Source organism: Acinetobacter lwoffii (genome assembly GCF_052078135.1).
GTDB lineage: Bacteria > Pseudomonadota > Gammaproteobacteria > Pseudomonadales > Moraxellaceae > Acinetobacter > Acinetobacter lwoffii_Z.
Map to the genome: position 1 here is coordinate 26,420 of NZ_JBQGUZ010000001.1, position 12,767 is coordinate 39,186.

The window sequence follows — 12,767 nt, forward strand, 5'->3', positions numbered from 1 at the left end:
GATGAAGATGCGTTTTAAGGAAAATTAGATTGGCATGATTAAATATAAAAAGTATAAGATAAACACAATATCAATCAGATCAAATCACTATGGCACTCGATCAAATTTGGAAACAGCAACTGACCCTGGTCACTTACGGCAATGAGTATTTGACTCAGGACCTGAGTTTCAATCGTTGGATTCAACATTCCATTTTTAATCAGCATCAGTTTGCCTTTCGGGATCTGATGTCACAACATCTGTTGGCTCAGCATTTTCAGATCTGGCTGGAAGGTCTGAAAAAACAAGGCGTGCGTCGCCTCAGCTTGCATCGCTCTGATTTACTGGTTGATGAAAAAAATCCGAATGCCAATGTCGAGCTACTGCCACTGGCACATTTTATTGTCAGTCATGGTGCCAAAGCCAAAACCGCCTGGATCATTGGCAAAGAACTCCCTGAATGGTACAGCGCAGACAATGATTACGAAGCGCCTAAATCACAGCAATCTCCTTTACGCCATGAAACATTCTGGTGTTATGAGCTGAATCCTAAACTGGCCAAGCGCATTGATGTCGATCTGGAAGCCCCAAACTGGGATGATATTCAGGCCTATACCGATCATGAACTGTTTGAAAGTAGCCTTGCCCAAGATTTTACTGAACCGGCGTATACCAATTTGCCTTATTACGGCACCATGCCTGCCATTCAGGTCGATAGCGAAAGTCATTTGGCCTTAATTCCCACTAACTATTCAGCGGATTATGCTCACCAGACTTTGTACCGCCTAGATGCCTTAAATGACTTTATTCAAACTAAAATCCAACATCCCTATCGTGCAGATGGCGAAGTACTCAGCCCGGAGCAGCAACTCAATCTGCGACATTTTTCGCAAAAAATTGATGATTTAAGTGCTAAATTCATCAGCAAAGTCGCCAATCACTATAAGACCGCGCAGCTTACCCCTAAAGTTGCACCTGATCCATTTATCGGTATGAGTACTGAAGATCGTTCACCAAAAATTTCTAAAGCAGAAAAACCTCAGGACCCAGGCAAATCCAGTTCGTCTGCAAATGTGCTGACCTTAATTGTAATCACTGTGATTATCTGTCTGATTGGCTACTATTTCGGGCTTTAAAGTTCCGCCAGAAAAGTTTGAATTTTCCTAGCAGAATTCAGCCGAATCCATTAGATATGTTGATACTCAGGCGCAGCCATCAGCTTGAAATAATGCTGACGATTTTTGCGATGGGTTTTTATCATCCAACCTATGATGGAATTAAGGTCAAGCAGCTGCCTGAAAATTTCAGCATTGTCGGAATGAGCCAAAGCTGTTATTTGCTGATCGCCCGGAAATGCTCTTTTAATTGACCGATGGATATATTGAGATAAAAGGATAAATCAGCCATACAATGTAAGGGCTGATTTATTTTCCATCGTCTTCTTCCAGGTTTTAGATTTTTCTACGTTGAGCCAGCTTGCCCAGAGTATTCAAAAATTAAATGTCCCACTGATAACATAAGTCTTTAAGATTCTCGCCGAGATCGCTGGCATCTTCTTCACTGATAAAATAGGCGCCGGTCTTTTCATAAAAATAACGACTGGAATTCAGGTTCAATACGCTGCATTGCATATGCTGGTAGGATTTTTCTCGACTTAAACCCAGACCCAATTGAACCAAATCACGTCCAATGCCGCGACCTTGAATATTTTGAAGCAAATAAAGTGCTCTCAATTCACTGATTGGTGCATCTACCGGAAAATTAAAAGCAGCAAAACCCAAAACTTGAGCATTTTCTTCATAGACAAATACCCGTCGATTCTCCTGTTCAAGCACAGAACGCCACAAAGCGGCTCTTTGTTCTACACTCAACTTATCGAGAATCTCTGGTTTAATGATATTTTGATAGCTTTCATGCCAGCTTTGTACATGCACTTGGGCAATCGGCAAGACATCGTGTTGGGTGGCAAGTCGAATCATTATTTTTAAGCCTTGTTTTTTAATTATTCAATTTCACAATGACTAAAAAATATAAGATTTACAATACTGATTTTTAAATAATATTTAAAATGACTACTTTTATTTAAGCATAAAAAAAGACCACCAAATGGCGGTCTTTTTTCAAGTCATAAAGACTTATGCAGCCAATGCATCTTTAGCTTTAGAAGCTAAAGCAGCAAACGCAACTGCGTCATGCATAGCGATGTCAGCAAGTACGCGACGGTCGATAATCACTTGAGCTTTTTTCAAGCCAGCGATCATACGACTGTACGACAAACCATTTTGACGAGCACCAGCGTTGATACGTGCAATCCACAAAGCGCGGAATTGACGTTTCTTCTGACGACGGTCACGGTAAGCATATTGACCAGCTTTGATTACCGCCTGGAACGCTACGCGGTAAACGCGTGAACGAGCACCATAGTAACCTTTAGCGCGAGCAAGAATTTTTTTGTGACGGCGATGAGCCTGTACACCACGTTTTACACGAGCCATTTATAATCTCCTTAGATGTACGGGCACATACGACGAACTGAAGCAACGTCACTTACGTGAACCATTACACAGCCGCGCAATTGACGAATACGCTTAGCAGATTTTTTGGTCAAAATGTGGCGTTTGAACGCTTGTTTACGCTTAAAACCGTTAGCAGTCGCTTTAAAGCGTTTAGCTGCACCACGGCGAGTTTTCATCTTAGGCATAACAACCTCTTTTGAACACCTGTTCGGCTCGTTTGCACCATTACAAAACGACCTGCAGGTAAGGGAGCGAGTATTCTAAAGCATCTTTGTTTAAAACAAAAGCATCTTCACCCAATAAGCGAATTTAAAGAATGATTTCGCTCTGAAAATAGTATGCAAGACTGGATCAGGAAAATAGCTTCAGGCTTAGAACACGGCAAAGGCTGCATAGACAAATAGATAACGTCCAATTTTGGCGACGCTGACGATGAGCAAAAAACGGGCGAAGTTTTCTTTTAGCAGTCCCGCAATCAGGGTAATCGGATCACCAATGATAGGCACCCAGCTCAGCAATAAAGACCAGTAACCATATTTCTGATAGGTCGCTTGCGCTTTAAGCATCTTGTCTTTTGAAACTGGAAACCATTTTTTATTTTTATAATGCTCAATCTTGAGGCCCAGATACCAGTTGACGCAGGACCCCAGAATATTGCCCAGACTGGCCACGGCAATTAACAGCACTACATGCTGCTTGTTCTGTACTAAAAGCCCCAGTAACACAGCTTCAGACTGTAAAGGCAATAAGGTCGCTGCACCCAAGGCCGACAGAAATAGTAAAAACAGGCTCATTACAGCATTAACGGCTCAAGCCCATTTTTTTCTTGGCTTTACTGTATTCCCAACTGGACCAAACAACTGCTGTCACCATCGCCATGATCCGCGCCCACTTATACTGCTCATTGAGCGGTGCAATTGCAGCACGTAAAATCTGCTGATCTTTGGTATTTAGGGCAGCGATTACCTGATCGATATGCACAATTTCAGCAACATACAGCACTAAACATGCAGCAATGCCGAAAAGAATGCTCCAGTAAATCCGGGTATTACTTTCAACAATCTTGGTAAAGTTCAGAAGAAAATCGTTCATATATCCATCCAATAAAAAACCACCGTAAGGGTGGCTTTATTTGCTTAAGGCTATTTTAGCATAAAGGCTGCAGCTTAACTGACCTGTATCGCCAGCGCTTTCTGAACCGCAGGACGAGCATTCAAGCGATCAATATATTTGGAAACTTCAGGATAATCTTCCAGATTAATCTGCTGCCAGTCATGCCGTAATAACCACGGAAATATCGCCATATCTGCAATCGAATATTCGCCGGCAACATAATTTTGCCCGACCAGTTGTTTATTCAACACGCCATACAAACGTTTGCTTTCATTGACATAACGATCTGTGGCATAAGCAATCCGCTCAGGTGCAAAACGGCTAAAGTGATGATTTTGTCCGAGCATTGGTCCCAGACCGCTCATCTGCCACATCAGCCACTGTTCAACCTGAATACGCTTCACTTCATCATCTGGATAAAACAGACCTGTTTTTCGACCCAGATATTGCAAAATCGCACCTGACTCAAAAATTGAAATGGCGCGGCCATTTGGCCCATCCTGATCAACAATTGCCGGGATTTTATTATTGGGAGAAATAGCCAGAAAGTCAGACTGGAACTGGTCATTTTCCAGAATATTAATCGGAAAAATCTGATATTTCAGCTCCATTTCTTCCAGGGCAATGCTAATTTTATGGCCATTGGGAGTGCCCCAATAATATAAATCGATCATTTTTTTAATACTCCCTGCACTGCAGGCTGTGCGATGATGTATTCAACATAGAGGATTCAGCAAGAAACAACAAGCCCATGGCTATAAATTATTTTTATATAAATATCATAAACTTAATATAAAACTAAATATTTTTTTATTTTTTATCTTGAAAATTTTCACAGCAGACACATATTTATTTTTGCATAAGGATTGCCTCAATCTTATGTACTGTCGATGTCTGACATGACAGATCTTATTTTCTTGTTTTTATAACTTTGCTTAATCGAGAAGGTTCTAATCATGAGTAACTTAAATCTTCATCCATTATTTCGTCGCAGCATCGGTTTTGACCGCCTGAATGACTTTATTGACTATGCCATGCAAAGCGATGCACCGAATTATCCTCCTTATAATATTGAAAAGCATGGCGAGAATAATTATCGCATCGTGGTCGCAACTGCGGGCTTCCGTCAGGAAGAACTCGACATTCGTCTGGAAAATAAGTTATTGACCATCCTAGGCAAGCCTGAAAATCAGAGCAATGACACTACTGAATTCCTGCACAAAGGCATTGCACGACGTGCATTTAAATTGTCTTTACGTCTGGATGAATATATAGAGGTTCAACAGGCAGACTATGAAAATGGTTTGTTGATCATTGACTTGCAGCGCATTATTCCAGAAGAAAAATTGCCGCGTCAAATCCCGATTGGCAATAAACTGCTTATTGCAAATGATGAAAAATCAGTGGAATAAGCTCGATTAAGTACGCAAAGGAAGGTCCGCAAGGACCTTTCTTTTTGGCTACAGATTACCTAAGCTCATTAAGGCAATACGCTTTCTGATCATAAAAATAAACCATGAATGCGCCAGAAAATATCCTGTTTCATCAAGCTAGCCCGATCATGCGCGCTATGGGATATCTACTGTTTTGTTATCCGGTCGGAATATTTAGCATTTTTTATTTCAGCAGTGCACGTAGCAATTCCAGCTTTCTTCAAGGTCTGTTATTTTTATGGCAGGAGTCTCCTGGCTTTTATGTTTATATTGGCGGCTTTCTTGGTCTTTCGCTGCTTATGCTGGGAACTAAACTGAAAATCACCTCACACGCTATTTATTATACTTTGGCCGGTTTCCGCATCAGCCTGTGCTTAAAACGACATTCGGTACAGTATAGTTTTCTAAATCCACGCTATGCTTCTCTCAAAGCACATCTCAAACGTTGGCTCTATAACATGCCAGCACATGTGATTAGTCCACGCGATGGCACTTTGGATTTTAAATTGTGTCAGCCTGGTCTGATGAATCAAATTTGCCTCGGGTTTTTCCGGATTCAGCTATCGATGTTTTCCCGGCAGCAAGCCAGGGAAATTATTCAAGCTATGTACAATGCGTGGAATTTTAGAGCATAAAAAAAGCCCTGCATATGCAGGGCTTTTTTCGTTTAATGAGTGCTTACTTTTTCTTTTTAGGACCAAGTAACATACCCATTTGACGGCCTTCCATTTTCGGCATCTGCTCAACAGTACCGAATTCAGCCACGTCAGCTTCAATTTTTTGCAATTGAGCTAGACCCAACTGTTGGTGCGCCATTTCACGACCACGGAAACGAAGCGTGATTTTCACCTTGTTACCTTCTTCAAGGAACTTGATGATTGCACGTAGTTTTACGTTGTAATCGCCAACATCAGTACCCGGGCGTAGCTTGATTTCTTTCACCTGGACTTGATGTTGTTTTTTCTTCGCTTCTTTCTGCTTTTGCTTAAGATCAAACAAATGCTTGTTGAAGTCCATGATCTTACATACTGGTGGCTCAGCGTTTGCTACGATCTCTACAAGATCAAGCTCAACACTTTCTGCTGCGCGCAGGGCGTCAGCTAAGCTTACAATCCCTTTCTGCTCACCATTTTCGTCTACAAGACGGACTTCTTTCGCACGAATTTCATCATTCAAGGCAGGACGGTTTGATTTGTTACCGCCCTGTTGATTACGGTCAGGCTGTTTAATCGCTGTTACTCCACAATGTACCGGCCGCGTTCGGCTACGGCTGCTTTTACTAGGTCAACGAAAGCATCGATTGACATAGTACCCAAATTTGTTCCTGAGCGGGTACGCACGTTTACGGTACCTTCCTCTACTTCACGGTCCCCAAGTACCAGTAAGTAAGGAATACGCTCTAATGTACGTTCACGAATCTTAAAGCCGATTTTCTCATTTCTCAAGTCAGAAATTGCACGGATACCGTTTTCTTTAAGTTTTGCGACGACTGACTCACATGCCTCAGCTTGAGAATCGGTAATGTTCATCACACACGCTTGCATTGGTGCCAACCAAGGTGGCATGAAGCCTGCGTAGTGTTCAATCAGTATACCAATAAAACGCTCGAAGCTGCCAAGAATTGCACGATGTAACATTACTGGCTGATCGCGGTCATTATCTTCAGTGACATAAGACGCATCTAAACGTTCTGGCAAGTTAAAGTCACACTGAATGGTACCACACTGCCAGACACGACCTAAGCAATCTTTCAATGAGAATTCGATCTTCGGACCGTAGAATGCACCTTCACCCGGTTGTAAATCCCAATCTAGGCCAGCAGCATCTAAAGCATCTGCCAAAGATTTTTCTGCCATATCCCAAAGTGCATCATCACCCACACGTTTTTCAGGACGAGTCGATAACTTCATTTGTACTTCTTCGAAGCCAAAATCTTTGTATACGTCTAGTGTCAATTTGATAAAGTCTGCAACTTCAGTACCGATTTGTTCTTTAGTACAGAAAATATGCGCATCATCTTGGGTAAAACCACGTACACGCATGATGCCGTGTAAAGAACCTGATGGCTCGTTACGGTGACATGAACCAAACTCCGCTAAACGAATTGGAAGATCACGATACGATTTTAAGCCTTGGTTGAACACTTGCACGTGACAAGGACAGTTCATCGGTTTCACGGCATAGTTACGGTTCTCTGAATGAGTCGTGAACATGTTTTCAGCATAGTTCGCTGCGTGGCCTGATTTTTCCCAAAGCGTGAAATCCACCACTTGTGGTGTACGGATTTCAAGGTAACCATTTTCTTGCTGAACTTTACGCATGTATTGTTCAAGCACTTGATAAATGGTCCAGCCGTTCGGATGCCAAAACACCATACCTGGTGCTTCTTCCTGCATATGGAACAAGTCTAAGGCTTTACCAATTTTACGGTGATCGCGTTTTTCCGCTTCTTCAATACGTTTTACATACGCTGCAAGCTGTTTCTTATCAGCCCAAGCTGTACCATAAATACGTTGTAGCTGTTCGTTCTTCGCATCACCGCGCCAGTAAGCACCAGAAATTTTAGTCAGCTTGAATGATTTTAAGAATTTGGTATTTGGTACGTGCGGACCACGGCACATATCCAGATAGTCCTGATGGTAGTACAGGCCCATTTGAGTTTCTTCAGGCATGTCTGCGATCAGGCGCAATTTGTATTCTTCGCCACGTGCTGTGAATTCTGCAATTACTTCATCACGTGGTGTCATTTTTTTCACGACATCATAGTCTTGATCGATGAGCTTTTTCATACGCTCTTCAATCGCAGCCATGTCATCTAAAGTAAATGGACGTGGCATCCAGATGTCATAGTAAAAACCTTCTTCAATGACCGGACCAATGACCATCTTTGCTTCTGGGAACAGTTGCTTAACCGCATGACCGACCAAGTGCGCACAAGAATGGCGAATGATCTCGACACCGGCTTCGTCTTTAGGCGTGATGATTTGTAGTGTTGCATCTTCAGTGATGAGATCAGACGCATCAACCAAACGATCGTTGACACGACCAGCAACAGTATTTTTTGCAAGACCAGGACCAATGCTCAGTGCAACGTCCATCACAGATACGGCTTGATCAAACTGTTTTTGATCGCCATTTGGCAAAGTGATAATTGGCATAAGAAATCCTTAAGGAGTGATGCCCCGTACCATGGAGCATATCACCGCGAGATTATGATCGAGGCACAGCCTCAAAAGATAAAAACGGTGGATAAATAAAATCGATTCGAATTTTACACGGCTTGGCCGCATGATTAAACCTTTTCCCAATAAAAATAAGATTTACCATCAAATCTGTGCCAGATCGTTAAAGGCTTAGGCTCATTTTTCAGTTCAGAATGTAGTTATTCCCGGAACGTCTGCCACTGGAGAAACTTCCCTTCTGCATAGACATACAGCTGTGCGAATTGCGGGATGATAGCTTCACTTTGTGTCGGTCTTAAAAACACATAATCATCGACATGAATATCGCACTGCATGGGCATCTGAAGCATTTCCTGATTGCTGCTGCGGCCATACAATACATGCGGCCGGCTTTTTTCAGGGTAGATATAATCCGCTCGCCAATAGCCTCCGTAAATAAATACGGCTTTATATTGATGTGGAAGATGATTCAACAGTTCCAAACCGGGAATCTGGCTACAAGGCAAAACTTTGAGTATCGGTGTGGCAATCCATAAAGCACAGCTTAAAGCGGATAAATTTTTCAGATCAAAATCACTGGGCTTGAGCAGCATCGAGCCAAAGGCCAGATCATTACAGACACTTTGCTGGCAATGCTGCATAAATGTCGGACTACCACCGCCATTAAAACACAGACCTTCTTGCCATAAATCGGGGAATTGCTGCTGCAAAATAGTTTTATATTGTTGATACATCTGCTGCGATTGCTGATAACTTTTTTCAGGACTTTTCAGAATTTTTGGCAATTTGGCGACATGTGCATCATAGCCCATTAGACCCGAAAGTTTGAGATAAGCCGCGTTATGCTGAATCAGCTTCATTAAGGCTATAAATTGCTGCTGCGTTTGTACGCCGCCACGATGCAGCCCCACATCAATTTCAATATTGACATTCAGGCAGATATTCAAGCTTTGCGCGAGTTGCAGATATTGTTTTAAGCGCTCCACCTCCTCAATCAGCCATTGGATACTTGCTTGATCACTGGCTTTATTTGGATCAGATAAAGTTTGATAAAAAGATTTTACCGCCTGAATCGGCATTGGTTTCCCCAGCAAGATATCAGCTTGCGGAAACGTCCCAATAATTTCCGCAAGATGCGGCAGATGAAACACCATAAAGCGCTGGGTATTCAGCTTTTCACTGGCCAGTTTGAGTAGCTGAATGCTGGCCAAGGACTTCACCACTAGGCGTGGTTTTAACTTCGCAGGCAATTTTGACTGTACATAGTCCAAATTACCTTGATAGGTTTTTAAATCTAAAATCAGTTGCGGTGTGCCAGTGCCCTGCCGTTTTAATTCCTGCGTCAGTTGCTGAAAATAATTTGATTGCATCGCCCTCTCCTCATTTCCCAGATAAAAACAATTCTTTTAAATATGGATTCAGCCATTTTTGCTGTGGATCCAATTGCTGACGTAGCACCATGAAATTATCCCATTTCGGGTAGAGTTCGCGCAGTGATGCTGCGCTCATACTATGTAACTTGCCCCAATGCGGTCGTCCCTGATATTTCTGTAAAATCGGCTCGACCAGATCAAAAATCGCATGATAATCCTGTTTATAGAACTGATGAATGGAAATGGAAACTGAATCGCGCTGATAAAAAGGACTCAGCCAGATCTCATCGCCTTTGACATAACGGAACTCGATCGGGAAAAACATCGGCACCTTATGCTTCCTTAAAGTCGCTAAAACCTCTTGCAGACATTGCAAACCTTGCTCAACCGGAATCTGATATTCCATTTCATTAAATCTGGTATTGCGCGGGGTCGGAAAAATCCGGGATGACCAATCTACATAGCAAGTCGATTTAACAAACACACTCAGCAGTTTTTGCAGATAGGGATTTGTCTTTGGGAAAAGTCGCGTCAATTCCGAACATACGGTTAATAAAGTATCTTCCGAAGGCCAGCTTTCCTGTCTCGGCTGAATGTCATCCTCCGTGTCATCCAGGGTTTTCAGTATCACCTGATCGGCATGCAGAAAAGCCCAAAACTCAATATGTCGGTGCTGATGTTTCCATTGACCAATATGGGTAAATATGTCTTTTAATGAACAGAGCTGGATCTGTTCTTTTAGTTTATATCGTGGTCGATTTTGCAGGGTTATTTGGGTCAATATGCCTAAGCTGCCCAATGCCACCCGTCCAGCCTGAAATATCTCAGCATTCTGCTCACGATGACATTGCAACAGCTCTCCATCCGCGGTCAGTAATTCAAAGCCTTCCACGAAAGCAGAGATGCAAGGTAAATCGATGCCCGTGCCATGCGTTCCGGTAGAAATCGCTCCGGCCAGACTTTGCTGGTCTATATCGCCCTGATTGATTAAGGCCTGATTGATCGGTACCAGATCTTTCCCCAAATCATATAAACGCGTCCCGGCCCGCACGGTGCATTGGGTTTTCTCTTGATCAAAGGCAACGATACCTTTTAACAAATCGAGATTAAGCAACACCTCATCTGTTTTGGCCAATGGGCTAAATGAATGTCCTGCACCCACTGCACGAATGTGTGCATGGGTCTTCACTAAACTTTGTAATTCACTGATCTGGCTGGGCTGAACAATCCGAGCGGCACTGAACTGGCTCCCCGACCAGTTTCGCCAGACGTCATTCGCCTGTTGTATTTTCATTATTCTTCCTGGGCTCATATTATTTTAATGGCTGAACTAGAGTAAAATACCTAAAAAATCAAACTTGGGAACCCATGCGTTCAAAACATTTAAGTAGGGTTAAATATTTTTATTAATATTCAAATACTTAAAATTTGTAAAATCGTACTCGACTAAAGCATAAATGCAAGATTTCTGAGAAATACATATCTTTTCAACAGGATATGAAAATAAATATAGAACGGAGTTTTACAATGGTTAGCGCATATGATGAATTACCGCGTACCCCCGCGAATTTTGTAGCCTTATCACCTTTACGCTATCTTGATCGTGCAGCTTATATCTATCCAAACCAGAACGCGATTATTCACGGTAAGCGTCGTATTACCTGGCGTGAGAAATACAACCGTTGTCGTCAGTTTGCCAACCAACTCCAAAAATTAGGCATCGGTAAAAATGATACCGTGTCTGTCCTGCTGCCTAACGTCCCTGCCATGATCGAAGCGCATTTTGCTGTACCAATGGCAGGTGCCGTCCTGAATACCTTAAATACCCGTCTGGATGCCAAGACCCTTGCTTTCATGCTGGAACATGCTGAGAGCAAAGTATTATTGGTTGATCCTGAATTTACTGCACTTGCGACTGAAGCACTCGCTCTAGTTTCACAAGACATTTATGTCATTGATGTGGCTGATGCAGAGTTTGAAGGTGAAGACCAGCGTATTGGCCAAATCGAATATGAAGACTGGATTGCGCAAGGCGATGCAAACTTTGAATGGCATTTACCTCAAGATGAATGGGATGCCATCAGCTTAAGTTACACTTCTGGGACCACCGGCAACCCGAAAGGCGTGGTCTATCATCATCGTGGTGCCTACATTAACGCAGCCAGTAATATTATTGCCTGTGGCATGACACCACGTGCCACCTATTTATGGACACTGCCGCTATTCCACTGTAATGGTTGGTGCTTTGCCTGGACCATGGCAGCCAACGGCGGAACCAACGTTTGCTTGCGTAAAGTCGATGCTGAACTGATCTTTAAACTGATTGCCGAACATAAAGTCGATTACTTCTGTGGGGCACCGATTGTCCTGTCGATGCTGATTAACACACCTGAAGAGAAAAAGACCAAAATTGATCATCGTGTCGAAGTGATGGTGGCGGGTGCCGCACCTCCAGCAGCAATTATTGAAGGCATGCGCAATATCGGTATTAACGTAACGCATGTTTACGGCTTGACTGAAACCTATGGCCCTTCTGCACTCTGCGCTTCACAGGCAGGCTGGAGCGATCTGTCTATTCAGGAACAGGCACAGTTGCACTCCCGTCAAGGCGTCCCGTATCCATTGCAAGATGGCATGAAAGTGCTTGATCCGGATACCATGCAGGAAGTGCCACATGATGGTCAGACCATGGGTGAAATCATGTTCCGTGGCAATATCGTGATGAAAGGTTATCTGAAAAATCCTGAGGCGACAGCAGAAGCCTTTGCCGGTGGCTGGTTCCATACGGGAGATTTGGCGGTATGCCAACCGGATGGCTATGCCAAAATTACCGACCGTTCCAAAGATGTGATTATTTCTGGCGGAGAAAATATTTCATCGCTTGAAGTGGAAGAAGTACTGTATCAGCATCCGGCGGTGCTGACTGCAGCGGTAGTCGCCAAGCCTGATCCACGCTGGCAGGAAGTTCCTTGTGCCTTTATTGAGCTCAAAGAAGGCACCAAGGCCACTGAAGAAGAAATTATGGAATTTTGCCGTGAACATCTGGCCCGCTTTAAAGTGCCTAAGGATGTGGTGATTACCGAAATTCCAAAAACCTCGACCGGTAAATTGCAGAAATTTGTTTTACGCGAATGGGCCAAAGAGCGCGCGCAAGGTGAATTTTCTTAATTC

Annotated in this window: 14 protein-coding genes; 4 read left to right on the plus strand and 10 right to left on the minus strand. The window is 43.1% G+C overall.

The annotated features are described in order from the left end of the window. The first annotated feature begins 89 nt into the window (after positions 1-89). Positions 90-1,115 carry a hypothetical protein gene (locus ACTL4S_RS00115; RefSeq protein ID WP_441298498.1) on the plus strand — a complete coding sequence of 342 codons (1,026 nt, stop codon included), beginning with the start codon at positions 90-92 and terminating at the stop codon, positions 1,113-1,115. 360 nt (positions 1,116-1,475) lie between these two features. Here the strand turns inward: ACTL4S_RS00115 and ACTL4S_RS00120 are convergent, their stop codons facing one another. The 6 genes from ACTL4S_RS00120 to ACTL4S_RS00145 form a co-directional block, all read right to left on the minus strand. Next, complete coding sequence (locus ACTL4S_RS00120; protein WP_004647526.1) at positions 1,476-1,958, minus strand: GNAT family N-acetyltransferase; 483 nt, start codon at positions 1,956-1,958, stop codon at positions 1,476-1,478. 156 nt (positions 1,959-2,114) lie between these two features. Beyond that, entirely contained in the window at positions 2,115-2,474 is a 360-nt protein-coding gene (gene rplT, locus ACTL4S_RS00125; protein ID WP_004647525.1) for a 50S ribosomal protein L20, read from the minus strand. Positions 2,475-2,485: 11 nt separating this feature from the next. Continuing rightward, positions 2,486-2,680, minus strand: coding sequence for a 50S ribosomal protein L35 (gene rpmI / locus ACTL4S_RS00130; protein WP_004278281.1), 195 nt, complete (start codon positions 2,678-2,680; stop codon positions 2,486-2,488). Between the two features lie 186 nt (positions 2,681-2,866). Next, positions 2,867-3,289 carry a YqaA family protein gene (locus ACTL4S_RS00135; protein WP_004647524.1) on the minus strand — a complete coding sequence of 141 codons (423 nt, stop codon included), beginning with the start codon at positions 3,287-3,289 and terminating at the stop codon, positions 2,867-2,869. 7 nt (positions 3,290-3,296) lie between these two features. Then, on the minus strand, positions 3,297-3,587 hold the full coding sequence (locus ACTL4S_RS00140) for a hypothetical protein (RefSeq protein WP_004647523.1): 291 nt from the start codon (positions 3,585-3,587) through the stop codon (positions 3,297-3,299). Positions 3,588-3,661: 74 nt separating this feature from the next. Next, positions 3,662-4,282, minus strand: a complete 621-nt coding sequence (locus ACTL4S_RS00145; protein ID WP_441298499.1) for a glutathione S-transferase family protein — start codon at positions 4,280-4,282, stop codon at positions 3,662-3,664. 282 nt (positions 4,283-4,564) lie between these two features. Between ACTL4S_RS00145 and ACTL4S_RS00150 the strand changes: the two genes are divergently transcribed. Then, complete coding sequence (locus tag ACTL4S_RS00150; protein ID WP_253114546.1) at positions 4,565-5,020, plus strand: Hsp20 family protein; 456 nt, start codon at positions 4,565-4,567, stop codon at positions 5,018-5,020. 104 nt (positions 5,021-5,124) lie between these two features. Further along, positions 5,125-5,676 carry a hypothetical protein gene (locus ACTL4S_RS00155; RefSeq protein WP_213687651.1) on the plus strand — a complete coding sequence of 184 codons (552 nt, stop codon included), beginning with the start codon at positions 5,125-5,127 and terminating at the stop codon, positions 5,674-5,676. A gap of 43 nt (positions 5,677-5,719) precedes the next feature. On the opposite strand, the gene infC is transcribed toward ACTL4S_RS00155, so the two are convergent. From infC to ACTL4S_RS00175, 4 genes are all read right to left on the minus strand, one after another. After that, a complete protein-coding gene (gene infC / locus ACTL4S_RS00160) occupies positions 5,720-6,271 on the minus strand; it encodes a translation initiation factor IF-3 (RefSeq protein ID WP_071850398.1) in 552 nt (183 codons plus the stop codon). Between the two features lie 5 nt (positions 6,272-6,276). Beyond that, entirely contained in the window at positions 6,277-8,199 is a 1,923-nt protein-coding gene (gene thrS / locus ACTL4S_RS00165) for a threonine--tRNA ligase (protein ID WP_441298500.1), read from the minus strand. A gap of 224 nt (positions 8,200-8,423) precedes the next feature. Beyond that, positions 8,424-9,593, minus strand: a complete 1,170-nt coding sequence (locus ACTL4S_RS00170) for an alanine racemase (RefSeq protein WP_441298501.1) — start codon at positions 9,591-9,593, stop codon at positions 8,424-8,426. 10 nt (positions 9,594-9,603) lie between these two features. After that, positions 9,604-10,890 carry a D-arabinono-1,4-lactone oxidase gene (locus ACTL4S_RS00175; protein WP_441298502.1) on the minus strand — a complete coding sequence of 429 codons (1,287 nt, stop codon included), beginning with the start codon at positions 10,888-10,890 and terminating at the stop codon, positions 9,604-9,606. Between the two features lie 233 nt (positions 10,891-11,123). Between ACTL4S_RS00175 and ACTL4S_RS00180 the strand changes: the two genes are divergently transcribed. After that, positions 11,124-12,764 carry an acyl-CoA synthetase gene (locus tag ACTL4S_RS00180; RefSeq protein ID WP_155861721.1) on the plus strand — a complete coding sequence of 547 codons (1,641 nt, stop codon included), beginning with the start codon at positions 11,124-11,126 and terminating at the stop codon, positions 12,762-12,764. Positions 12,765-12,767: the final 3 nt, after the last annotated feature.